The 23,734-nt window shown below is 70.3% G+C and carries 18 protein-coding genes; 10 read left to right on the top strand and 8 right to left on the bottom strand.

What is annotated here, in order from left to right:
* Nucleotides 1-9 precede the first annotated feature (9 nt).
* Entirely contained in the window at nt 10-993 is a 984-nt protein-coding gene (corA, locus tag ACWV17_RS01165; protein WP_455358077.1) for a magnesium/cobalt transporter CorA, read from the bottom strand.
* 89 nt (nt 994-1,082) lie between these two features.
* Here corA and ACWV17_RS01160 point away from each other — a divergent pair, with 89 nt between their 5' ends.
* The 4 genes from ACWV17_RS01160 (at nt 1,083) to mshC (ending at nt 4,694) form a co-directional block, all read left to right on the top strand.
* Nucleotides 1,083-1,775, top strand: coding sequence for a histidine phosphatase family protein (locus tag ACWV17_RS01160; RefSeq protein ID WP_455354726.1), 693 nt, complete (start codon nt 1,083-1,085; stop codon nt 1,773-1,775).
* Nucleotides 1,776-1,907: 132 nt separating this feature from the next.
* On the top strand, nt 1,908-2,498 hold the full coding sequence (locus tag ACWV17_RS01155; RefSeq protein ID WP_455354727.1) for a DUF3090 domain-containing protein: 591 nt from the start codon (nt 1,908-1,910) through the stop codon (nt 2,496-2,498).
* Entirely contained in the window at nt 2,495-3,337 is an 843-nt protein-coding gene (locus ACWV17_RS01150; RefSeq protein WP_455358076.1) for an SCO1664 family protein, read from the top strand. Before ACWV17_RS01155 ends, ACWV17_RS01150 begins: the two co-directional genes overlap by 4 nt.
* A gap of 127 nt (nt 3,338-3,464) precedes the next feature.
* Nucleotides 3,465-4,694 carry a cysteine--1-D-myo-inosityl 2-amino-2-deoxy-alpha-D-glucopyranoside ligase gene (gene mshC / locus ACWV17_RS01145; RefSeq protein ID WP_455358075.1) on the top strand — a complete coding sequence of 410 codons (1,230 nt, stop codon included), beginning with the start codon at nt 3,465-3,467 and terminating at the stop codon, nt 4,692-4,694.
* 342 nt (nt 4,695-5,036) lie between these two features.
* Here the strand turns inward: mshC and ACWV17_RS01140 are convergent, their stop codons facing one another.
* From ACWV17_RS01140 to ACWV17_RS01120, 5 genes are all read right to left on the bottom strand, one after another.
* Nucleotides 5,037-6,065 carry a PAC2 family protein gene (locus ACWV17_RS01140; protein WP_455354730.1) on the bottom strand — a complete coding sequence of 343 codons (1,029 nt, stop codon included), beginning with the start codon at nt 6,063-6,065 and terminating at the stop codon, nt 5,037-5,039.
* Between the two features lie 122 nt (nt 6,066-6,187).
* Entirely contained in the window at nt 6,188-7,807 is a 1,620-nt protein-coding gene (locus tag ACWV17_RS01135) for an FAD-dependent oxidoreductase (protein WP_455358074.1), read from the bottom strand.
* A gap of 3 nt (nt 7,808-7,810) precedes the next feature.
* On the bottom strand, nt 7,811-9,358 hold the full coding sequence (glpK, locus tag ACWV17_RS01130; RefSeq protein WP_455354732.1) for a glycerol kinase GlpK: 1,548 nt from the start codon (nt 9,356-9,358) through the stop codon (nt 7,811-7,813).
* 32 nt (nt 9,359-9,390) lie between these two features.
* Nucleotides 9,391-10,179: an MIP/aquaporin family protein gene (locus ACWV17_RS01125; protein ID WP_455358073.1), complete on the bottom strand. Its 789-nt coding sequence runs from the start codon at nt 10,177-10,179 to the stop codon at nt 9,391-9,393.
* A 232-nt stretch (nt 10,180-10,411) separates the two neighbouring features.
* On the bottom strand, nt 10,412-11,179 hold the full coding sequence (locus tag ACWV17_RS01120) for an IclR family transcriptional regulator (RefSeq protein ID WP_455354734.1): 768 nt from the start codon (nt 11,177-11,179) through the stop codon (nt 10,412-10,414).
* Between the two features lie 224 nt (nt 11,180-11,403).
* On the opposite strand from ACWV17_RS01120, the gene metH reads away from it, so the two are divergent.
* The 4 genes from metH to ACWV17_RS01100 all read left to right on the top strand — a co-directional run bounded on the left by metH (nt 11,404) and on the right by ACWV17_RS01100 (nt 19,540).
* A complete protein-coding gene (metH, locus tag ACWV17_RS01115; RefSeq protein WP_455358072.1) occupies nt 11,404-14,916 on the top strand; it encodes a methionine synthase in 3,513 nt (1,170 codons plus the stop codon).
* A 175-nt stretch (nt 14,917-15,091) separates the two neighbouring features.
* Nucleotides 15,092-15,793 carry an HAD family hydrolase gene (locus ACWV17_RS01110; protein ID WP_455358071.1) on the top strand — a complete coding sequence of 234 codons (702 nt, stop codon included), beginning with the start codon at nt 15,092-15,094 and terminating at the stop codon, nt 15,791-15,793.
* Between the two features lie 481 nt (nt 15,794-16,274).
* On the top strand, nt 16,275-17,879 hold the full coding sequence (locus tag ACWV17_RS01105) for an ABC transporter substrate-binding protein (RefSeq protein WP_455358070.1): 1,605 nt from the start codon (nt 16,275-16,277) through the stop codon (nt 17,877-17,879).
* A 68-nt stretch (nt 17,880-17,947) separates the two neighbouring features.
* Entirely contained in the window at nt 17,948-19,540 is a 1,593-nt protein-coding gene (locus ACWV17_RS01100; protein WP_455358069.1) for an ABC transporter substrate-binding protein, read from the top strand.
* A gap of 23 nt (nt 19,541-19,563) precedes the next feature.
* Here ACWV17_RS01100 and ACWV17_RS01095 read toward each other — a convergent pair whose 3' ends face one another.
* The gene (locus ACWV17_RS01095; protein WP_455354739.1) at nt 19,564-20,235 is read right to left on the bottom strand and encodes a response regulator; all 672 of its coding nucleotides are present in this window, start codon (nt 20,233-20,235) and stop codon (nt 19,564-19,566) included.
* A 159-nt stretch (nt 20,236-20,394) separates the two neighbouring features.
* Nucleotides 20,395-21,249: a RecB family exonuclease gene (locus ACWV17_RS01090; protein WP_455358068.1), complete on the bottom strand. Its 855-nt coding sequence runs from the start codon at nt 21,247-21,249 to the stop codon at nt 20,395-20,397.
* Between the two features lie 126 nt (nt 21,250-21,375).
* Between ACWV17_RS01090 and ACWV17_RS01085 the strand changes: the two genes are divergently transcribed.
* Both ACWV17_RS01085 and ACWV17_RS01080 read left to right on the top strand, forming a co-directional pair.
* On the top strand, nt 21,376-22,626 hold the full coding sequence (locus ACWV17_RS01085; RefSeq protein WP_455355177.1) for a site-2 protease family protein: 1,251 nt from the start codon (nt 21,376-21,378) through the stop codon (nt 22,624-22,626).
* Nucleotides 22,627-22,712: 86 nt separating this feature from the next.
* Nucleotides 22,713-23,621 carry a tRNA (adenine-N1)-methyltransferase gene (locus ACWV17_RS01080; RefSeq protein ID WP_455355061.1) on the top strand — a complete coding sequence of 303 codons (909 nt, stop codon included), beginning with the start codon at nt 22,713-22,715 and terminating at the stop codon, nt 23,619-23,621.
* Nucleotides 23,622-23,734: the final 113 nt, after the last annotated feature.

Raw genomic sequence — 23,734 nt, 5'->3', positions numbered from 1 at the left:
CGCCCGAGCTCAGAGCCAGCCGCGTCGCTTGAACAGCCGGTGCAGGCCGAACACCGCTCCCGCCATGACGAGCAGCACCATGGGATAGCCCCAGGTGTGCCCGAGTTCCGGCATGTGGGCGAAGTTCATGCCGTAGATGCCCGCCACCATGGTCGGCACCGCCGCCATCGCCGCCCACGCCGAGATCTTCCGCATGTCGTCGTTCTGCCGCACACCCATCTGCGCCAGATGGGCCGCCAGCGCGTCCGAGAGCAGCCGGTCGAGACCCTCGACGTACTCGTTGGCCCGCGTCAGGTGGTCGGCGACGTCGCGGAAGAACGGCTGCGAGTGCTCGTCGACGAACGGCACCCCCGCGCCGGCCAGCCGGTCCATCGGCTCGGCCAGCGGCCCGGCCGCCCGCCGGAACTCCAGCACCTGGCGCTTGAAGTTGTAGATCCGCGCGGCCGTGTTCCTGGAGTCGCCGCCGTTGGGTTCGAAGACGTCCGTCTCCAGCTCCTCCAGGTCCACCTGAAGCTCCGCGGCCACGTCGATGTAGTGGTCCACGACGGCGTCGCTCACCGCGTACAGCACGGACGTCGGCCCCTGCCTCAGGACCTCCGGCTCGGCCTCCAGCCGGTGGCGTACGGCGGCCAGCGGGGCGCCGTCGCCATGCCGGACCGTGACCACGAACGAGTCGCCGATGAACAGCATCAGCTCGCTCGTGGTGACCGTGTCCTCCTTGTCCTCGTACACGACCGGCTTGAGGACCACGAAGAGCGAGTCGTCGTACACCTCGAGCTTCGGACGCTGGTGCGCGGACAACGCGTCCTCCACCGCCAGCGGGTGCAGGCCGAACTCGCCGCGTACGAGGTCGAATTCCTTCTCCGTCGGCTCGTGCACGCCTATCCAGAGAAAGGCGTCCCCCGTGGCGCGTGCCTCGTCCAGGGCGTCGGAGAAGTCGGAGGGGCCCTCGATCCGGCGCCCCTCCCGGTAAATGGCGCAGTCCACAATCACCCGCGCATTCTTCCCCGCCTGCCGCCCGGCACGCACCTCTGACCGCCCGGCACGCACCTCGTACCGCCCGGCAGCCTAGGCTGGCGGTCATGGCCACGCTGATCCTCGTACGGCACGGACGTTCGACCGCCAACACCGCCGGACTGCTCGCCGGCTGGACGCCGGGTGTCGCCCTGGACGAGCAGGGCGCCGCCCAGGCCGCCGCCCTGCCCGGCCGGCTCGCCGCGGTGCCGCTCGCCGCGGCCGTCACCAGCCCGCTCCAGCGCTGCACGGAAACCCTGCGGCCGCTGCTCGACGCACGCCCCGGGCTGCCCCTGCACACCGACGAGCGCATCGGCGAGTGCCACTACGGGGACTGGTCCGGACGCAAACTCGCCGAGCTCGCCGACGAGCCGCTGATGACCGTCGTCCAGCAGCACCCCTCGGCGGCCGCCTTCCCCGGCGGTGAGTCCATGCGCGCCATGCAGGCCCGCGCCGTCGAGGCGGTACGGGACTGGAACGAGCGGATCACCGAGGAGCACGGAGAGGACGCCGCCTATCTGATGTGCTCGCACGGCGACATCATCAAGTCCCTGGTCGCCGACGCGCTCGGCATGCATCTCGACCTCTTCCAGCGGATCTCCGTGGAGCCCTGTTCCGTCACGGCCATCCGCTACACCCGGCTGCGCCCCTTCGTCGTACGGCTCGGCGACACCGGGGACCTCGCCTCCCTGGCGCCGGCCGGGCGCGAGACCGGAAACAACGGGGACGCGGTGGTCGGGGGCGGTGCGGGCGCGGCGTGATCGCCGGGCGCAGTAGGGTGGACGGGCCGAAAGCCGGTGCTGTCACGGCCCGGTGCTGATGCAGCCGACGCTGTCGGTGTGGACGATGTAGACGACGTAGACCCCCGACCGCCGAACCCATGGAGACTGGACGTGTCCCGTCAGGTGTTCCTCTACGACCCGCCGGAACGCTTCGTGGCCGGTACGGTCGGGCTGCCTGGACGCCGTACGTTCTTCCTGCAGGCTTCGTCCGGTACGCGCGTCACCAGCGTCGCCCTGGAGAAGACCCAGGTCGCCGCGCTGGCCGAGCGCATCGACGAGCTGCTCGACGAGGTGGTGCGCCGTACCGGCGGCAGCGCGCCGGTACCGGCCGTCGCCCCCACCGAGGTCGCGGACACCGCCCCTCTCGAAGCGCCTGTCGAGGAGGAGTTCCGGGTCGGCACGATGGCGCTCGCCTGGGACGGTGACGAACAGCGCATGATCGTCGAGGCACAGGCGCTGGTGGAACTGGACGCCGACTCCGAGGAGGACCTCGCGGAGGCCGAGGAGCGGATGCTCCAGGACGAGGAGAACGGGCCGCCCATGCTGCGGGTGCGGCTGTCCGGCTCGCAGGCCCGTGCCTTCGCCAAGCGCGCCCTCGACGTCGTGAACGCCGGCCGCCCGCCGTGCCCGCTGTGCAGCCTGCCGCTCGATCCGGAGGGACACGTGTGCCCGCGCCAGAACGGATACCGTCGCGGAGCATGAGCGCGTCGGACGAGGTCACCGTGGTCACCGGGCCCGCCGGGTCCCCCGGGTCTGCCGTCCTCACGGTGCTCGACCAGGGGGAGCTGACCGTACGCGGACGGATCCGCGAGGCGTCCAACGCGGCGCTCTTCTGCGTGGCCGAACACGAGGGCCGGCAGGTCAGCTGCGTCTACAAGCCGGTCGCGGGCGAGCGCCCGCTGTGGGACTTCCCCGACGGCAATCTCGCCCAGCGCGAGGTGGCCGCGTACGAGCTCTCCGAGGCCACCGGATGGGGGCTGATCCCGCCCACCGTGCTGCGGGACGGGCCCTACGGCACGGGCATGTGCCAGCTGTGGATCGAGGCCGACCCCGAGGCCGCCCCGCTGCTGAGCCTGGTCGAGGCCGACGAGCCCGGAGAGGGCTGGAAGGCGGTGGCCTTCGCCGAGGTGGGGGAGGGGCGCACGGCGCTGCTGGTGCACGCGGACGACGACCGGCTGCGGCGGATGGCGGTCCTGGATGCGGTGATCAACAACGGTGACCGCAAGGGCGGGCATCTGCTGCCGACCGCCGACGGGCGGCTGTACGGCATCGACCACGGCGTTTCCTTCAACACCGAGGACAAACTGCGCACGCTGCTGTGGGGCTGGGCGGGGGAGCCGCTGGCGCCGGAGGCGGTGGAGGTGCTGGGCCGGCTGGACACGGCCCTGGCCGACGGCGGCGCCCTGGCCACCCGTCTGGCCGAGCTGATCACCGCGGTGGAACTCGAAGCGGTGCGGGCGCGAGTGGCGGAGCTGCTGGCCACCGGCTGCCACCCGGCACCCTCCGGCCAGTGGCCGGCGATCCCCTGGCCGCCGGTGTAGTTCGTGCCGGTGCAGTGCACGTCCGCACGCGAGGCGCACGGAGCGCGGGAAAGTCAAGAGCGCCGATATCGCCAAGGGCGCGCATCCGGTTCGTGTACGGAACACCCGTCCGGTTAGTCTCGTAGGCATGCATGCCTGGCCCGCTTCTGAGGTTCCCGCCCTGCCCGGCAAGGGCCGCGACCTCCGGATCCACGACTCCGCGACCCAGGGGACGATCACCCTCGCCCCCGGTCCCGTCGCCCGTATCTACGTCTGCGGCATCACTCCGTACGACGCGACCCACATCGGTCACGCGGCGACCTACAACGCGTTCGACCTCGTTCAGCGCGTGTGGCTCGACACCAAGCGGCAGGTTCACTACGTCCAGAACGTGACGGACGTCGACGACCCCCTGCTTGAGCGGGCCATCCGCGACGGACACGACTGGACCGAGCTCGCGGAGCGCGAGACGGCGCTGTTCCGCGAGGACATGACCGCCCTGCGGATGCTCCCGCCGCAGCACTACATCGGCGCGGTGGAGGCGATACCCGGGATCGTGCCGCTCGTCGAGCGGCTGCGGGACGCGGGCGCCGCGTACGAGCTCGACGGGGACGTGTACTTCTCCGTCGAGTCGGACGCCCAGTTCGGCGCGGTGTCGCACCTGGACGCCGAGGCGATGCGGCTGCTGTCCGCCGAGCGCGGCGGGGACCCGGACCGCCCGGGCAAGAAGAACCCGCTCGACCCGATGCTGTGGATGGCCGCCCGCGAGGGTGAGCCGAGCTGGGACGGGGGGACGCTCGGCCGCGGCCGGCCCGGCTGGCACATCGAGTGCGTCGCCATCGCCCTCGACCACCTCGGGATGGGCTTCGACGTGCAGGGCGGCGGCTCCGACCTCGCCTTCCCGCACCACGAGATGGGCGCTTCGCACGCACAGGTGCTGACCGGTGAATTCCCCTTCGCCCAGGCGTACGTGCACGCCGGCATGGTCGCGCTGAACGGCGAGAAGATGTCCAAGTCCAAGGGCAACCTCGTCTTCGTCTCCCGGCTGCGCCGCGAGGGCGTGGACCCGGCCGCGATCCGCCTGACGCTCCTCGCGCACCACTACCGGGCCGACTGGGAGTGGACGGACAACGTCCTCCACACGGCCGTCGAGCGGCTCGGCCGCTGGCGTGCCGCCGTGTCGCGCCCCGACGGGCCGCCCGCCGACGCGCTCGTCGAGGACATCCGCGAGGCGCTGGCGAACGACCTGGACGCGCCGGCCGCGCTTGCCGCGGTCGACCGCTGGGCCGCGCTGCAGCGGTCCGAGGGCGGTACGGACGAGGGGGCACCCGGCGTGGTGTCGCGCACCGTCGACGCACTCCTGGGCGTCGCCCTCTAGGGCCTGTACGGTCGCACGTCCTGCTTGAGCCGCCCCCGGAGCTCTTCGGAACCCCGGGGGCGGCCCCGTCCCTACTGGCGGCCCGTCACCGTTTCCGCCGCGGTCGGGCACGGCCGACGGGCCGTCAGCGCCGCGTCGGGCCGTCACCGTTCCGCCGCCGTCGGCTCGGTCCGCCGCCCGGCAAGGCGGCGAGCCGAGGCCGCGTCAGCTTGGTCTTCCCGGAGTTCCGGGGGTTCCCGGAGATCGCTGGACTTCCGTGCCGAACGGGCTCGGACGCCAAGTCCCGTGTATTCACCGGGCCTTCGCGCGGACGCCACAGCGCGCCAGGGGCTCGGTGTCCGCCTACTCCTGCGCGTCCCCGGGGTCCGGGGCGGGGCCGGCGTCGCCGTCCTCGGCGGGCCCTCCGGGCTCCTCGCGCTTCCTGCGCGGCGGCTTGGGCGGCCGGGTGCGTCCGCTGGAGGTGTCGCGCAGATACGAGCTGTCGCCGCCCTCCGTCGCGTGGCCGCCCGGCGCCTGGCCGGGGCCCGGCCCGCCGTCCCGCCGCCGCAGATAGCGCTCGAACTCCCGGGCAATCGCCTCGCCGGACGCCTCCGGCAGCTCCGCGGTGTCCCGCGCCTCCTCCAGCGTCTGGACGTACTCCGCCACTTCGCTGTCCTCGGCGGCCAGTTGGTCCACGCCCAGCTGCCAGGCCCGCGCGTCCTCGGGCAGTTCGCCCAGCGGGATGCGCAGGTCGATCAGATCCTCCAGGCGGTTGAGGAGCGCGAGCGTCGCCTTCGGGTTGGGCGGCTGCGACACGTAGTGCGGCACCGCTGCCCACAGGCTCACCGCCGGTACACCCGCGTGCGTGCATGCCTCCTGGAGGATGCCCACGATGCCCGTGGGCCCCTCGTACCGGGTCTCCTCGAGCTCCATGGTCCGCGCGAGGTCGGGGTCGGAGGTGACCCCGCTGACCGGCACCGGGCGGGTGTGCGGGGTGTCTCCGAGCAGCGCGCCCAGGATCACCACCATCTCGACGCCCAGTTCGTGGGCGAAGCCGAGGATCTCGTTGCAGAACGAGCGCCATCTCATGGACGGCTCGATACCGCGTACCAGCACGAGGTCGCGGGGCTTGGCCCCGCCGATGCGGACCACGGACAGCCGGGTGGTGGGCCAGGTGATCTTCCGTACTCCGCCGTCCAGCCACACGGTGGGCCGGTTGACCTGGAAGTCGTAGTAGTCCTCGGCGTCGAGCGCCGCGAACACCTCGCCCTTCCATTCCCGGTCCAGATGTGCGACCGCGGTGGAGGCGGCGTCGCCGGCGTCGTTCCAGCCCTCGAACGCGGCCACCATGACCGGGTCGATCAGCTCGGGAACCCCCTCGAGCTCGATCACCCAGTGCCTCCTTCTTCCGAAGTTCTTTTGCGTACGGGCCAAGCCTACGGCTTGGCGAAGGTATGCCAAGGCAACCCGAAGGGGCGGCCTGCTCGGCAGGCCGCCCCTTCCAGTCAGCTGTTTCAGGCCTTGCGGCCCAGCATGTCCCCGACCCGGGCGCGGACGTCCTCGGTGTCCAGGCCGCGGATCGTCAGCGTCGTACGGCGGCGCAGCACGTCGTCCACCGTCTCGGCCCACTCGTGGTCCCGGGCGTAGACGACCTGCGCCCAGATCTCCGGCCCGTCCTCGTGGATCCGCTCGCCGAGCGCCGGGTCCTCGTTCACCAGGCGCGCGATGTCGAACGACAACGAGCCGTAGTGCGAGGCCAGGTGACGCGCCGTCAGCGGATCCATCCGGCTTCCCGGCTCCCGGTCCACCAGCAGCCGGTGCGCGACCGCGTTGGGGTTGGCGACGCCGGGCAACGGCACCCGGCGTACCAGCGACGACACCGGTTCCATGTCCTCGGTCAGCGGACTGCCCGGCAGCTTCGCCAGCTTGTCCATGACCACCCGGCCGATGTGCCGGTACGTCGTCCACTTGCCGCCCGCGACGGAGAGCATCCCGCCGCGGCCCTCGGAGACGACCGTCTCGCGCTTGGCCTTCTCCACGCCGCCGGGACCGCCGGGCAGCACCCGCAGGCCCGCGAAGGCGTACGTCATCAGCGAGGGGTCGAGGTCCGCGTCCTGTACGGAGAAGGCCGCCTCGTCCAGGATCTGCTGGATGTCGGACTCGGTGGCCCGCACGTCCGCCGGGTCGCCCTCGTACTTCTCGTCGGTCGTACCGAGCAGCAGCTGGTCCTCCCACGGCAGGGCGAACGTGATGCGGTACTTGTCGATCGGGGTGGCCATGGCGGCCCTCCACGGCGACTTGCGCTTCATCACGATGTGCGCGCCCTTGGAGAGGCGGATGGACGGCATGGAGTGCTTGTCCTCCATCCGCCGCAGGTGGTCGACCCACGGACCCGTCGCGTTGAGCACGACGCGCGCGTTCACGCCGAACTCGGTGCCGTCGAGACGGTCCTTGAGCTCCGCGCCCGAGACCCGGCCCTGCGTCATCCGCAGCCCGGTGACCTCGGCGTGGTTCAGCACGACCGCACCGGACTCGACGGCCGCGCGGACGGTCATGACCGCGACCCGCGAGTCGTTCATCTGGTGGTCGTAGTAGACCGCGACGGCCTTGAGGTTGTCCGTCTTCAGGCCCGGGTTGCCGGCCACAGCCTTGGCGGGCGATATGACCTTGCCGATGCCGTCACCGAAGGCGGACAGCGCCGAGTAGGCGAACACGCCGGCGCCCAGCTTCGCGGCACCCACCGGCCCGCCCTTGTAGACCGGCAGGTAGAACGTGAGCGGGTTGACCAGGTGCGGGGCCACGTCCTTGGCCAGTACCCGCCGCTCGTGGTGGTTCTCCGCCACCAGCCTGACCGCGCCGGTCTGGAGGTAGCGAAGACCTCCGTGGACCAGCTTGGAGGAGGCGGAGGAGGTGGCGCCGGCGAAGTCGCCGGCGTCCACCATCGCGACCCGCAGCCCCGACTGCGCCGCATGCCAGGCCACCGAGGTGCCCAGAATGCCGCCGCCGATCACCAGAAGGTCGTACGTGGCCTTGGCCAGTTGGTCTCTGGTCTCGGCACGGCCCGCCACCGGCGAGGGGCGCGAACCGGCGGTCGGGTGCGTCCCAAGGGCCGGGACGCTCTGCAGGGTGCTCATGTCTTACTCCTCGTCCTCGAGCCAGCCCATGGTCCGCTCGACGGCCTTGAGCCAGTTCTTGTACTCGCGGTCCCGCTGGTCCGCGTCCATGCGGGGGGTCCACTCGGCGGCCCGGCGCCAGTTGGCGCGCAGCGCGTCGGTGTCCGGCCAGAAGCCGACGGCCAGACCGGCGGCGTAGGCGGCGCCGAGGCAGGTCGTCTCGGCGACCAGCGGGCGCACCACGGGTGCGTCCAGGAAGTCCGAGAGCGTCTGCATCAGCAGGTTGTTGGAGGTCATTCCGCCGTCGACCTTGAGTGCGGTCAGCTCGACGCCGGAGTCCTTCGTCATGGCGTCGGTGATCTCACGGGTCTGCCAGGCGGTGGCCTCGAGCACGGCACGGGCGATGTGCGCCTTGGTGACGTACCGGGTCAGGCCGGCGATCACACCGCGGGCGTCGGAGCGCCAGTACGGGGCGAAGAGGCCGGAGAAGGCCGGCACGAAGTACGCGCCGCCGTTGTCCTCGACGGAGGAGGCCAGCGTCTCGATCTCCGCGGCGCTGTTGATCAGGCCCATCTGGTCGCGCATCCACTGGACGAGCGAGCCGGTGACGGCGATCGAGCCTTCGAGGGCGTAGACGGGCGCCTCGTCACCGATGCGGTAGCCGACGGTCGTCAGCAGGCCGTTGTACGAGTTGACGGGCTCGTGGCCGGTGTTCATCAGCATGAAGGTGCCGGTGCCGTACGTGGACTTGGCCTCGCCCTCGGAGAAACAGGTCTGGCCGAAGAGGGCCGCCTGCTGGTCGCCGAGCGCCGATGCGACCGGGACGCCGGCGAGGGCGCCGCTCTTGGCGTGCCCGTACACCTCGGCGGAGGAGCGGATCTCCGGGAGCACCGCGGCCGGTACGTCCATCGACTGGAGGATCTTCTCGTCCCACTGCATGCTCTGCAGGTTCATCAGCATGGTGCGCGAGGCGTTGGTGACGTCGGTGACGTGCACACCGCCGTCGACTCCACCGGTCAGGTTCCAGATGACCCAGGAATCCATGGTGCCGAAGAGGATCTCGCCACGCTCGGCGCGCTCGCGCAGGCCCTCGACGTTGTCGAGCATCCAGCGGATCTTCGGGCCGGCGAAGTACGAGGCGAGCGGCAGGCCGGTCTCGCGGCGGAAGCGGTCCTGGCCGACGTTGCGGCCGAGCTCCTTGCACAGCGCGTCGGTGCGGGTGTCCTGCCAGACGATGGCGTTGTGCACCGGCTCGCCGGTGTTCTTGTCCCACAGGATCGTGGTCTCACGCTGGTTGGTGATGCCGATCGCCTTGACGTCGGCGGAGGTGAGGCCGGCCTTGGCGATCGCGCTGTCGACGACCTCCTGGACGTTGGTCCAGATCTCGGCGCCGTCGTGCTCGACCCAGCCGGGCTTGGGGAAGATCTGCTCGTGCTCCTTCTGGTCGACGGCGACGATGCGCCCGTCGCGGTCGAAGACGATGCAGCGGCTGGAGGTGGTGCCCTGGTCGATCGCGGCAATGAACGGGCCGCTGCCGTGGGAGTGGGTGCCGGGGGTGTGTGCGTCGGTCACGGAGTACTCCTGCGAAGTCTTGAAGGGACGGCTTAGACGAACGCGAGCTTGTAGATACCCGCTGCGATGGCTCCGCCGATCAGCGGGCCGACGACGGGGATCCAGGCGTAGCCCCAGTCCGAGCCACCCTTGTTGGGCAGCGGCAGCAGGGCGTGCACGATGCGCGGGCCCAGGTCACGGGCCGGGTTGATGGCATAGCCGGTCGGGCCGCCGAGCGAGAGGCCGATGCCGACGACGACGAAGGCGACGATCAGCGCGCCCAGGGTGCCGAGACCCTTGCCGCTGTCGTTCAGGCCCATGGTCAGGACGGCGAGCACGAGTACGACGGTGCCGATGATCTCGGTGGCCAGGTTCTGGGCCACGTTCCGGATCTCGGGGCCGGTGGAGAAGACGCCGAGCACCGGTCCTGCCTTCGGTGCGGCCGGCTCGCTGACCAGGCCTTCCTCGTGCGGCGGCAGGGCGAGGATCTCGGGGTCCGTGAGGTGGGCGCGGAACTGGCCGTAGTACGCGACCCAGACGAGGGCGGCACCGATCATGGCGCCGAGCAGCTGGCCGGCGAAGTAGACCGGGACATTGCCCCAGTCGCCGTCCTTGATGGCTATACCGAGGGTGACCGCGGGGTTGAGGTGGGCGCCGGAGAGCGTGCCCGTCATGTAGACGGCGGTCATGACCGCGAAGCCCCACCCGAAGGTGATCGCCAGCCAGCCGGCGTTCTGCGCCTTCGAGCGCTTGAGTACGACGGCGGCTACCACGCCACCGCCGAGCAGGATGAGTACGGCGGTACCAATGATCTCGCCGATGAAGATGTCGGAGCTGGACACGCGCGACTCCTTTTTCCTTCGTCCAGGGGAAGGCGAACCCCCGGGTCCCTCCGGTGGTCCGCGCACTCGGTGAGTGCGGTGACCGGCCTTGGCTTCGCACACCTTAGCGTGTATTGCCGTTAGCTGTTCGACAATGCCGACCGGTGAACGGCAGTTTTCCGCCACGGTTCACAGCGAGTCAAGAGTTCGGTGGCCGAAAGCCGGATCGTTACCGTCCGTCTCGGCGGGGGCGTCAGAAGCGCCCGGCGCCCAGGTCGCGGGAGACGGCGCGGGCACAGTCCCGTACGGCCGCGATCAGCTCGGAGCGCAGCTCGCCGCCCCCGTTGCAGACCCGCTCGACGGCGCCCGCTATGGCGACTGCCCCCACCGGCATCCGGCGCCGGTCGTGGATGGGCGCCGCCACCGAGGCCACGCCGTCCCACGTCTCCTCGACATCGGCGGCCCAGCCGCGGGCCCGGGTGAGGTCCAGAACGGACTCGAAATCGTCCAGGGCCGTGAGGGTCCGGGGCGTGAAGGCCTGACGTTCGCTCTCCACGGCCTCGCCGTGCGCCACCGGGTCGTACGCCGACAGCACCTTGCCCAGGGCGGTGGAGTGCAGGGGCTGCATGGCCCCCACCTCCAGGACCTGGCGGCTGTCGTCCGGCCGGAAGACGTGGTGCATGATCAGCACGCCCTGCTGGTGGAGCACGCCGACGTAGACGCTCTCCCCGCTGGACCGGGCCAGGTCGTCCGTCCACACCAGGGCGCGCGCCCGCAGCTCGTGGACGTCCAGGTAGCTGTTGCCGAGGCGCAGCAGCTCCGCGCCCAGCTGATAACGGCCGGAAGCCGCGTCCTGCTCGACGAAGCCCTCCGCCTGGAGGGTGCGCAGGATGCCGTGCGCCGTCCCCTTCGCCAGCCCCAGGGAGGAGGCCACGTCCGACAGTCCCAGCCGGCGCTCGCCACCGGCGAGCAGCCGCAGCATCGCGGCCGCCCGCTCGAGCGACTGGATGTTACGAGCCATCGCGCAGCCTCCTCCACCTCGGTTCGACAATGCTGAACACTATCGGTCGATGCCGACCTCGTGCACCATTGAGAGAGTCTGTCAAGACGTGCCCCCGGCCACAGCATGCCGTCCGGCCTTTGGGACAGCCGCACCGGGCAGGAGTCTGGCGGTTACGCTGGCCGCGTGCGCCTTCCGTCAGAAGGTGCAAAGCCGACAGCCGTCGCACTCCAGGGAGCACATCCATGGCCTCGTTGCCCACCCCATCCGCTGACAGCCAGAACAGGGCCGATGCCCTGCGTGAGGCGCTGGCCACCCGCGTGGTGGTCGCCGACGGAGCCATGGGGACGATGCTCCAGGCACAGGACCCCACCCTCGACGACTTCGAGCAGCTAGAGGGCTGCAACGAGATCCTGAACATCACCCGGCCGGACATCGTGCGCACGGTGCACCAGGAGTACTTCGCGGTCGGCGTGGACTGCGTCGAGACGAACACGTTCGGCGCGAACCTCTCCGCCCTGGGCGAGTACGACATCCCCGAGCGGGTGTACGAGCTGTCCGAGGCCGGCGCGCGGATCGCCCGCGAGGTGGCGGACGAGTTCACCGCCTCCACCAGACAGCAGCGCTGGGTGCTCGGCTCCATGGGCCCCGGCACCAAGCTGCCGACGCTGGGCCACGCCCCGTACGACAAGCTGCGCGACGCCTACCAGCAGAACGCCGAAGGCATGCTCGCCGGCGGCGCGGACGCGCTGCTGGTGGAGACCACCCAGGACCTGCTCCAGACCAAGGCCGCCATCCTCGGCGCCCGCCGCGCCCTCGACGTCGCCGGCATCAGTGTTCCGCTGATCTGCTCGGTCACCGTGGAGACCACCGGCACGATGCTGCTGGGTTCGGAGATCGGTGCGGCACTGACGGCCCTGGAGCCCCTGGGCATCGACATGATCGGCCTGAACTGCGCCACCGGTCCCGCCGAGATGAGCGAGCACCTGCGCTACCTCGCCCGTCACTCGCGGGTGCCGCTGGCCTGCATGCCCAACGCCGGACTGCCGGTCCTGGGCAAGGACGGCGCGCACTACCCGCTGACGGCGCCGGAGCTGGCCGACGCGCAGGAGACCTTCGTGCGCGAGTACGGCCTGTCGCTGGTCGGCGGCTGCTGCGGTACGACGCCGGAGCACCTGCGGCAGGTCGTCGAGCGGGTCCGTGAAATGACCCCTGCCGTGCGGGATCCGCGCCCCGAGCCGGGTGCCGCCTCGCTTTACCAGACCGTGCCGTTCCGCCAGGACACCTCCTACCTGGCGATCGGTGAGCGCACGAACGCCAACGGGTCGAAGAAGTTCCGCGAGGCGATGCTGGAGGCCCGCTGGGACGACTGTGTGGAGATGGCCCGCGACCAGATCCGCGAGGGCGCCCACATGCTCGACCTCTGCGTCGACTATGTCGGCCGGGACGGTGTGGCGGACATGGAGGAACTGGCCGGCCGGTTCGCGACCGCCTCGACGCTGCCGATCGTGCTGGACTCCACCGAGCTGGAGGTGATCCGGGCCGGTCTGGAGAAGCTGGGCGGGCGCGCGGTCATCAACTCGGTCAACTACGAGGACGGCGACGGGCCGGAGTCCCGGTTCGCGAAGGTCACCGCGCTCGCCGTGGAACACGGCGCCGCGCTCATCGCGCTGACAATCGACGAGGAGGGCCAGGCCCGTACCGTCGAGACGAAGGTCGCGATCGCCGAGCGGCTGATCGAGGACCTCACCACCAACTGGGGCGTACACGAGTCCGACATCCTCATCGACTGTCTGACGTTCACCATCTGCACCGGTCAGGAGGAGTCCCGCAAGGACGGCATCGCCACGATCGAGGCGATCCGCGAGCTCAAGCGCCGCCGCCCGGACGTGCAGACGACGCTGGGTCTGTCGAACATCTCCTTCGGTCTCAACCCGGCCGCCCGGCTGGTGCTCAACTCGGTCTTCCTGGACGAGTGCGTCAAGGCCGGTCTGGACTCGGCGATCGTGCACGCGAGCAAGATCCTGCCGATCGCCCGGCTGGAGGAGGAGCAGGTCCAGGTCGCCCTCGACCTCATCCACGACCGGCGCAGCGAGGGCTACGACCCGCTGCAGAAGCTGATGGAGCTCTTCGAGGGCGTCAACACCAAGTCGATGAAGGCCGGCCGGGCCGAGGAGCTCCTCGCCCTGCCGCTGGACGAGCGGCTCCAGCGCCGGATCATCGACGGCGAGAAGAACGGCCTGGAAGCCGACCTGGACGAGGCCCTCCAGGAGCGTCCGGCCCTGGACATCGTCAACGACACGCTGCTGGAGGGCATGAAGGTCGTCGGCGAGCTGTTCGGCTCCGGCCAGATGCAGCTGCCGTTCGTGCTCCAGTCCGCCGAGGTCATGAAGTCCGCGGTCGCCCACCTCGAACCGCACATGGAGAAGTCGGACGCCGAGGGCAAGGGCACCATCGTCCTCGCCACCGTCCGCGGCGACGTCCACGACATCGGCAAGAACCTCGTCGACATCATCCTGTCCAACAACGGCTACAACGTCGTCAACCTCGGCATCAAGCAGCCCGTCTCCGCGATCCTCGAAGCCGCCGAGGAGCACCGCGCCGACGTGATCGGCATGTCCGGCCTGCTGGTCAAGTCCACCGTGATCATGAAGGAGAACCTGGAGGAGCTCAACCAGCGCAAGCTGGCGGCCGACTACCCGGTGATCCTCGGCGGTGCGGCACTGACGCGGGCGTACGTCGAGCAGGACCTGCACGAGATCTACGAGGGCGAAGTCCGCTACGCCCGCGACGCGTTCGAAGGCCTGCGGCTGATGGACGCCCTCATCGCGGTCAAGCGCGGTGTCCCCGGCGCGGCCCTGCCCGAACTCAGGCAGCGCCGCGTGCGGCCCACCGCCACCGCCGTGGTGGAAGAGCGCCCCGAGGAGGGCGCGGCCCGCTCCGACGTGGCCGTGGACAACCCGGTGCCGACGCCGCCGTTCTGGGGCACCCGGGTGGTCAAGGGCATCGGCCTCAAGGAGTACGCCTCCTGGCTCGACGAGGGCGCCCTGTTCAAGGGTCAGTGGGGCCTGAAGCAGGCGCGCACGGGCGACGGACCCACGTACGAGGAGCTGGTGGAGACCGAGGGCCGGCCCCGGCTGCGCGGCTGGCTCGACAAGCTGCACACCGACAACCTGCTGGAAGCAGCCGTTGTCCACGGCTACTTCCCGTGCGTGTCCAAGGGCGACGACCTGATCCTGCTGGGCGAGGACGGCTCGGAGCGCACCCGCTTCACCTTCCCCCGCCAGCGGCGTGGCCGCCGGCTGTGCCTCGCGGACTTCTTCCGCCCGGAGGACTCCGGCGAGACCGACGTCGTCGGCCTCCAGGTCGTCACCGTCGGTTCCCGGATCGGCGAGGCCACTGCCGCGCTGTTCGAGGCCAACGCCTACCGTGACTACCTGGAGCTGCACGGCCTGTCCGTCCAGCTCGCCGAGGCCCTCGCCGAGTACTGGCACGCCCGCGTCCGGGCCGAGCTGGGCTTCGCCGGTGAGGACCCCGCGGACGTCGAGGACATGTTCGCGCTGAAGTACCGCGGCGCGCGGTTCTCCCTCGGTTACGGCGCCTGCCCCGACCTGGAGGACCGGGCCAAGATCGCCGAGCTGCTCCAGCCGGAGCGGATCGGTGTCCACCTCTCCGAGGAGTTCCAGCTCCACCCCGAGCAGTCCACGGACGCGATCGTCATCCACCACCCGGAGGCGAAGTACTTCAACGCCCGCTAGAGCGGTCCGGCGGGGCCCGGCGGGGCCCGGCGCGGTCCCGCCGCGCCGGGCTCGCGCGGCGGCCGCAGCGCGCGTCGGGCGGACACGTCGTACACTGGTCGGTCCAGTGCAGGCCGGCAGCTTTCCCGCCCGGGAGAGCCGCCGGCCTTCTCGTCCCTCATGGAGGTGTGCCCGGATGACCAGTACGGTTCCCGCGCCCGTAACCCGTACGGCCGACGGCTCGGCACTCCAGGCCGTGCTGCTCGACATGGACGGCACACTGGTGGACACCGAAGGCTTCTGGTGGGACGCCGAGGTGGAGGTCTTCGCCGATCTCGGGCACCGGCTCGACGAGACCTGGCGCGACATCGTGGTGGGCGGTCCGATGACCCGCAGTGCCGGCTACCTCATCGAGGCGACCGGCGCCGACATCACCCTCGCCGAGCTGACCGTACTGCTCAACGACCGCTTCGAGGAGCGCATCGGGCGCAGCCTGCCGATGATGCCCGGCGCCGAGCGGCTGCTCACGGAGCTCGCCGCGCACAACGTCCCGACCGCCCTCGTGTCCGCCTCGCACCGGCGGATCATCGACCGCGTCCTCGGGTCGCTCGGGGCACACCGCTTCACGATGACCGTCGCCGGGGACGAGGTCCCGCGCACCAAGCCACACCCCGACCCCTATCTCCTCGCCGCAGAGGGGCTCGGCGCCCACCCCGCGCGCTGTGCGGTCATCGAGGACACGGCCACCGGGGTGGCCGCCGCGGAGGCGGCCGGCTGCCGGGTGGTGGCGGTGCCGTCGGTCGCGCCCATCGCCGCGGCGCCCGGCCGGACGGTCGTCAGGTCCCTCGAAGAAGTGGATCTCCCATTCCTCAGAACTCTCATCACGGGATTGAACTGACCCCTTCACGCTGCGTGCAGCACTGAATGGACGGAAGGAAATCCCGGCACCGCCACGCCCTTTTCCGGTGAGTGCGTGGTTGCTGAAAGTAAATGGGCGCGGGCCACGGTCTCCGGGGTGAGCTTCGTCACCCCTCTGCCCCCTGACGGGCGGGTTGAGGCGGTGCGTCCGCTTCCCTTGTGTCCGGATTCATGGAGCGGTGTACGAATCCTTCCGTGGCTCCGCATCCGCAAGCCGTTCTCATCGATCACCGTGTGATTACGCCTCAAGTCCGCCCAGTTCCAGCTTTCCTGGCGATGCCCACTAATGTCGTCGCGAGAACTCCGCCGCAACCTTCGTGTCCTCAGCACGTACCCCGTAACTGAGCTCACTGGACCGATCGTTTTCTACCCGGCCCGATCGCTCCGCCCCTACCCCGGGCGGCTGCGCGGAGTGGAAGCAACCGCTGTACGCAAGTGCCGGATGAGGGAGAACTTCGAGGATGAACCGCAAGACTCTGGTGCTGCCGGCTCTGGCCGGCCTGCTCACCCCCGTGCTCGCCGCGTGCGGCAGCACGGTCAGCGGGGGAGAGGGCGGCGACGGGATCGTCGTCGGTACCACGGACCGGTTCGAGGCCGCGGAGGACGCACCCGCTCCGTTCGACCCCGCGTACGCGTACGACGCCGGCGCCTGGAACGTACTCCGCCAGACCGTCCAGACCCTGATGCACGTGCCGCGCGGCGGCGGCGCCCCCAAGCCCGAAGCCGCTCAGGAGTGCCTGTTCACGGACCGGGGCAACGAGAGCTACCGCTGCACGCTGCGCAGCGGCCTGAAGTTCTCCAACGGAGACGCGCTCACCGCCGAGGACGTGAAGTTCTCCATCGACCGCGTGCTGACCATCGACGACGACAACGGCCCCATCACGCTGCTCTCCAACATCGACACGGTCGAGACCAAGAGTGATGACGAGGTCGTCTTCCACCTCAAGACCCCGGACGCCACCTTCCCGTACAAGCTGTCCACGCCCGCCGCGGGCATCGTCAACAGCGCCACGTACGACGCGAAGAAGCTGCGCGCCGGGTTCGATGTCGACGGCTCCGGTCCCTACACGGTCAAGCCCGAGGTCCAGGACGGCCGGCTCGTCCGCGCCGTCTTCTCCAAGAACCCCCACTACAAGGGCGACTTGAAGCTGCGGAACGACAAGGTCGAGCTCCGTACCTTCGCCGACTCCGACGAGATGGGCCGGGCGCTGGAGTCCGGTGCCATCCACATGATGTCCCGCACGATGTCGCCCGAGCAGATCGAGAAGCTGTCGACGTCGCCGGCCGAGGGCGTCGAGCTCGTCGAGATGCCGGGTCTGGAAATCCGGTACCTGGCCTTCAACACCGCGGACCCGTCGGTGAAGGACAAGGCGGTCCGGCAGGCGATGGCCTCCGCCGTCAACCGCAACGAGATCACCTCGGGCGTGTACGGATCGACGGCCGAGCCGCTCTACTCGCTGGTGCCGTCCAGCATCCCGGGCCACGTCAACTCGTTCTTCAACAAGTACGGCGACGCCAACGCCGCCGGCGCCCGCTCCATCCTGCGCGCCGCCGACATCGAGACCCCGGTGAAGCTGACGCTGCACTACACGACGGACCACTACGGCTCCGGCACGGCCAAGGAGTTCGAGGCGCTGAAGAGCCAGCTGAACTCCACCAGGCTCTTCGACGTCACCGTCAAGGGCACCGACTGGTCGAAGTTCCGTCCCGCCCAGAAGCGCGGCGAGTACGCCGTCTACGGCCTCGGCTGGTTCCCCGACTTCCCGGACGCCGACAACTACGTCGCGCCGTTCCTGGACAAGGACAACTTCCTCAACACGCCGTACGTCAGCGACGAGGTCCGCAACAAGCTGATCCCGGCCTCGCGACGGGTGACCGACCGGGGCGCGGCCGCCAAGACCTTCGCAAAGATCCAGGACATCGTCGCCGAGGACGTGCCCGTGCTGCCCCTGTGGCAGGGCAAGCAGTACGTCGGCGCGCGCGACGACATCACCGGGGTGGAGTGGTCGGTCAACTCCTCCGCGGACCTTCAGTTGTGGGAGCTCGGCCGAGGTGTGAGCGGCTGATCCGCAGAACCCGGTGGCGGGCACCACGCGCCGGGAGGCAACTCAGTGAGACAGTGAGGCACGTTCGCGTGAAGAGACGTAACCAGTGGTTGGCGGCCCCGCTCGGGGCGGGGCTCGCGGCCGGTTTGCTCAGCGGTTGCGGTGCGCAGGAGGGGGCTTCCGGGGGCACCGGTGAATCGGTGGTCATGGGAATGTCCGACGACGTTGCGGCCACGGATCCGGCGTCGGGTTACGACCCCGGCTCCTGGCTGTTGTTCAACAACGTCTTCCAGTCCCTGCTGAGCTTCCCCAAGGGGAGTACGGTGCCGCAGCCCGAGGCGGCCGAGCGGTGCGGCTTCGAGGGCGGCGGCAGCAAGGTCTACCGCTGCACGCTGCGGGACGGACTGAAGTTCAGCAACGGCAACAGCCTCACCTCCAAGGACGTCAAGTACTCCTTCGAGCGCACACTGAAGATCGACGATGCGAACGGCCCCGCCGTCATGCTCGCCTCGATCGGCGCGATCGACACGCCGGACGAGAAGACCGTCGTCTTCCACCTCAAGGTGCCCGACGCGACCTTCCCCAGCAAGATCGCATCGGGCGCCGGATCGATCGTCGACCACCGCGAGTACAGCTTCGACAAGCTGCGCACCGACAACAAGGCGGTCGGCTCGGGCGTCTACAAGCTGGACTCGTTCGACGACAAGCAAGCCACCTTCTCGGTCAACGCCGACTACGAGGGCACGGCGAAGGCCAAGAACTCCGGCATGACGCTGCGGTTCTTCGACGACGACCAGGCGGCGCTCAAGAAGGCGCTGCAAAAGGGCGAGGTGGACATCGCCTACCGAGGCCTCACCGCGCAGGACATCACGGGACTCGACGGCCAGAGCGGCGAGACGGGCATCGACGTCGTCGAGGGCACCGGGGCCGAGGTGCAGCACCTCGTCTTCAACCACGAGCACCCGGTGGCCGGCGAGCTCGGGGTGCGTCAGGCCATCGCGTACCTCGTCGACCGCGAGTCCCTGGTCAGCGAGGTGTACGACGGCACCGCGACGCCGCTCTACTCGATCGTCCCGGCCGGCATCGCCGCCCACAACACGGCCTTCTTCGACCGGTACGGCGGCACCCCGCAGCCGGCCAAGGCCCGGCAGGCCCTGCGCAAGGCGGGCATCACGGACAAGGTGAAGCTCACGCTGTGGGTCACTCCGTCCCGTTACGGGCCGGCCGCGGGCCAGGAGTTCACGGCCCTCGCGAAGCAGCTGAACGACAGCGGACTCTTCGAGGCCGACGTCAAGTCCGTCGAGTTCGAGCAGTACGAGAAGGACATCGCCGCCGGCAAGTACGGCGTGTACCTCAAGGGCTGGATCCCGGACTACCCGGACCCGGACAACTTCACCCAGCCGTTCTTCGGCGAGGGGAACGTGCTGTCCAACAACTACGAGAACGACACCATCACCGAGGAGATCATCCCGGCCACCTCGGCGATGTCCGACCGCGCCGCCACCGAGCAGGCCTTCGGCAGGCTTCAGGACCTGGTCGCCGAGGAACTGCCGATCCTCCCCCTGTGGCAGGGCAAGCAGTACGCGGTGGCCCGCGAGAACGTCACGGGCCTGCAGTGGTCGCTGGACGCCTCGACCGTCTTCCGGTTCTGGGAGATCAGCAAGGGGATCAGCGAGGGCTGACCGGCCATGGCCGCGCCCCGGCGTCACTGCGCGCCGGGGCGCACCAGTCCGCTCTCGTACGCGTACACCGCGGCCTGCACCCGGTCGCGCAGCCCGAGCTTGGTCAGCACGTGCCCGACATGGGTCTTGACCGTCGTCTCGCTGACGAACAGGTCGGCGGCGATCTCGGCGTTCGACAGGCCTCGCGCGACCAGCTTGAGCACCTCGACCTCGCGCTCGGTCAGCGTGTGCAGCGTGTCCGGTACCGGATCCTCGCCGGACGGCAGATGACTCGCGTACTTGTCGAGCAGCCGGCGGGTGATGCTCGGCGCGAGCATCGCCTCGCCGGAGGCGACCACCCGGATCGCCTGCACCAGTTCATTGGCGGGAGCGTCCTTCAGCAGGAACCCGCTGGCCCCGGCGCGCAGCGCCTCCACGACGTACTCGTCGAGGTCGAACGTGGTCAGCACCAGCACCTTGGCCGGGCCGTCCCGGCCGGGACCGGTGATCTGGCGCGTCGCCTCCACCCCGTCCATGCGCGGCATCCGGATGTCCATCAGCACCACATCCGGCTGCAGGGCGCGCACCTGGTCGAGAGCCTGCAGTCCGTCCCCGGCCTCGCCGACGACCGCGAGGTCCTGCTCCGCCTCCAGGATCATCCGGAAACCGGTACGCAGGAGGGGCTGGTCGTCGACCAGTAGGACGCGGATGGCCACGGGAACTCCTTAGCTAGACAGGCCCATTCTGCCCTGACGCCGCCCCCGCCCCCGCCGGACCCCGGCTACGACGGGTCCCGGGGCCTGATCGTCAGGGGCCTGTGTCTTCCGGGGGGCAACCCCCCGACCCCCGGCCGGGGGCCCGCGAGCCGCCCCCCGCTACGACGGGTCCCGGGGCCTGATCGTCAGGGGGTACACCGGTGGTGTGCCGCCGAACTCCGGGCACAGCGCCCGGTGGTCGCACCATCCGCAGAGCTTCGTCGGCCGCGGCCGCCACTCACCCGTCTCCGTCGCCTCCCTGATCGCGTCCCACAGCGCGAGCAGCTTGCGCTCCACCCGCTCCAGATCCGCCACCACCGGGTCGTACGTCAGCACATCACCGCTGCCGAGATAGACCAGCTGCAGCCGGCGCGGGACCACCGCCTTCAGCCGCCACACCACCAGGGCGTAGAACTTCATCTGGAACAGCGCGCCCTCCGCGTACTCCGGACGCGGGGCCTTGCCCGTCTTGTAGTCGACGATCCGCACCTCACCGGTGGGCGCCACATCCACCCGGTCGATGATCCCGCGCAGCCGCAGCCCCGACTCCAGCTCCGTCTCGACGAACAGCTCCCGCTCCGCGGGCTCCAGCCTCGTCGGATCCTCCAGCGAGAACCACCGCTCGACGAGTTCCTCCGCCTCCCCGAGCCACCGGCCCAGCCGCTCACCGCCGGTGTCCTCGGCGAACAGCTCCGTCAGCTCCGGCCTCGACTCCAGCAGCCGGTCCCACTGCCCCGGCACCATCGCCCGCGCCCGCGGCGCCGTGCGCTCGCCCGCCGGGTCGTCGAAGAGCCGCTCCAGCACCGCGTGCACCAGCGTGCCGCGCGTCGCCGCCTCACTCGGCTTCTCCGGCAGCTTGTCGATCACCCGGAACCGGTAGAGCAGCGGGCACTGCATGAAATCGCTCGCCCGGGAAGGAGACAACGACGAGGGCCGCACGGCGTCGGCCGGTTCGGTGCCGGTGGTCGTACTCATGGCTCAGACCCTACGGCCCGCCACTGACAGTGCTCCGCATACCATCGACGACAGACCCCCTCGCACTGCATGATCGTGGGATCACAGCATGCAACAGTGAGGGACGCTTCCGACAGAGGGGACACCGTGGACGAGAGCGGCGACAGCGGGCGGCCGCGGTCCGGCGGCGGGGGAGCGGATCCCGGCTCCTCACCCGGGGACGGCAAGCCGCAGCGCACGCGCGAACCCGGTGGCGGCCTCCTGATGGGCCGCCCCTTCGGCGTGCCCGTGTACGTCGCCCCCAGCTGGTTCCTCGTGGCCGCGCTCATCACCTGGGTCTTCGGCGGCCAGCTCGACCGCATCCTGCCCGAACTCGGCAGCGCCCGTTATCTGGTCTCCCTCTTCTTCGCCGTCGCCTTCTACGCGTCCGTACTCGTCCACGAACTGGCCCACACCGTCGCCGCCCTGCGCTTCAAGCTGCCGGTGCGCCGGATCCAGCTCCAGTTCTTCGGCGGCGTCTCCGAGATCGAGAAGGAGTCGGAGACCCCCGGCCGCGAATTCGTCCTCGCCTTCGTCGGCCCGCTGCTCTCGCTGGTCCTGGCCGGCGCGTTCTACGCCGCCATGCAGACCGTCGAGCCCGGCACCGTACCGGGCGTGCTGCTCGCCGGCCTGATGATCTCCAACCTCATCGTGGCCGCGTTCAACCTGCTGCCCGGGCTGCCGCTCGACGGCGGCCGGATGCTGCGGGCCGTCGTGTGGAAGATCACCGGCAAGCCGATGGCCGGCACCGTCGCCGCCGCCTGGGTGGGACGGGCCCTCGCCGTCGCCGTACTCCTCGGCCTGCCGCTGCTCACCCACACCGGCCTCCTCGGTAACCCCACCGAGGAGATCGGCGGCATGGACACCGTCACCGACGCGCTCCTCGCCGCCATCCTCGCCGCGATCATCTGGACCGGGGCGGGCAACAGCCTGCGCATGGCCCGGCTGCGTGAACACCTCCCCGGGCTCCGTGCCCGCACTCTCACCCGGCGTGCCGTCCCGGTCGAGTCCCACACCCCCCTCTCCGAGGCCCTGCGCCGCGCCAACGAGGCCGGCGCACGCGCGCTGGTCGTCGTCGACGGGCAGGGCGACCCCACCGGCCTGGTGCGCGAGGCGGCCATCGCGGGCGTCCCCCAGCACCGCCGCCCCTGGGTCGCGGTGAGCGGCCTCGCCCAGGACATCAAGGCAGGCATGAGGGTCTCGGCCGAACTGGCCGGCGAGGAACTCCTCGACACCCTGCGCGCCACCCCGGCCACCGAGTACCTGGTGGTCGAGGAGACGGGCGAGATCTACGGTGTACTGTCCACGGCCGACGTGGAGAAGGCCTTCGTCCAGGCCATGGCGCGGCCCGCGTCCTAGACCCTGTCCGGGGCCGGCCGGGCGCTGGGTTCGCCTCCGGAGACTCGCGGCAATCAGCACCCTGTGGTGGCCGGTAGGCTGTTCACATGTCCGAACCGACCGGTGCCGCCCGCCGTCGCGGGCCCTTCAAGGTCGGGGACCAGGTCCAGCTCACCGACCCCAAGGGACGCCACTACACGTTCACGCTCGAAGCCGGGAAGAACTTCCACACCCACAAGGGTTCCTTCCCGCACGACGAGCTGATCGGTGCTCCCGAGGGCAGTGTTGTCCGTACCACGGGAAACGTCGCCTACCTCGCGCTGCGCCCCCTGCTCCCCGACTATGTCCTGTCCATGCCCCGCGGCGCCGCCGTGGTCTACCCCAAGGACGCGGGCCAGATCCTGGCCTTCGCCGACATCTTCCCCGGCGCCCGCGTCGTGGAGGCGGGAGTGGGCTCCGGATCGCTCAGCAGCTTCCTGCTGCGCGCCATCGGCGACCAGGGCATGCTGCACAGCTACGAGCGCCGGGCGGACTTCGCCGAGATCGCCACCCAGAACGTGGAGCGTTACTTCGGCGGCCCCCACCCCGCGTGGCAGCTCACGGTCGGTGACCTCCAGGACAACCTGTCCGACACCGACGTCGACCGCGTGATCCTGGACATGCTCGCCCCCTGGGAGTGCCTGGAGGCCGTCTCCAAGGCGCTCGTGCCCGGCGGCATCCTCTGCGCGTACGTCGCGACCACCACGCAGCTCGCCCGCACCGTCGAGGCGATCCGCGAGATCGGCTGCTTCGCCGAGCCTCAGCCGTGGGAGTCGATGATCCGCAACTGGCACGTCGAGGGCCTGGCCGTCCGGCCGGACCACCGGATGATCGGCCACACCGGCTTCCTGGTCACCGCACGGCGCCTCGCGGACGGCGTGGAGCCCCCGCTGCGCCGCCGCCGGCCCGCCAAGGGCGCGTACGGCGAGGACTACACCGGTCCCGGCAGCGAGAGCGGGTCCGCCTCCCGCGGCTGACCCCGCAGAGGCTTCCAACGTACAAGCGCCGCCGCACAGTTCCCCCGCTCAGGACGGGAACTGTGCGGCGGCGCCTTTTCGTTGAAGGGGCGAGTCCGAAGGAAGTACGGACC

This window comes from Streptomyces mabaensis (genome assembly GCF_053763515.1).
This window is presented reverse-complemented; position numbering and strand designations above follow the sequence as displayed.

Coding starts and splice junctions, on each gene's coding strand:
- metH (WP_455358072.1), top strand. CDS start 11,404: ATGGCCTCGTTGCCCACCCCATCCGCTGACAGCCAGAACAGGGCCGAT.
- ACWV17_RS01135 (WP_455358074.1), bottom strand. CDS start 7,807: ATGAGCACCCTGCAGAGCGTCCCGGCCCTTGGGACGCACCCGACCGCC.
- ACWV17_RS01150 (WP_455358076.1), top strand. CDS start 2,495: ATGAGCGCGTCGGACGAGGTCACCGTGGTCACCGGGCCCGCCGGGTCC.
- ACWV17_RS01160 (WP_455354726.1), top strand. CDS start 1,083: ATGGCCACGCTGATCCTCGTACGGCACGGACGTTCGACCGCCAACACC.
- ACWV17_RS01080 (WP_455355061.1), top strand. CDS start 22,713: ATGTCCGAACCGACCGGTGCCGCCCGCCGTCGCGGGCCCTTCAAGGTC.
- ACWV17_RS01105 (WP_455358070.1), top strand. CDS start 16,275: ATGAACCGCAAGACTCTGGTGCTGCCGGCTCTGGCCGGCCTGCTCACC.
- ACWV17_RS01120 (WP_455354734.1), bottom strand. CDS start 11,179: ATGGCTCGTAACATCCAGTCGCTCGAGCGGGCGGCCGCGATGCTGCGG.
- ACWV17_RS01110 (WP_455358071.1), top strand. CDS start 15,092: ATGACCAGTACGGTTCCCGCGCCCGTAACCCGTACGGCCGACGGCTCG.
- mshC (WP_455358075.1), top strand. CDS start 3,465: ATGCATGCCTGGCCCGCTTCTGAGGTTCCCGCCCTGCCCGGCAAGGGC.
- ACWV17_RS01090 (WP_455358068.1), bottom strand. CDS start 21,249: ATGAGTACGACCACCGGCACCGAACCGGCCGACGCCGTGCGGCCCTCG.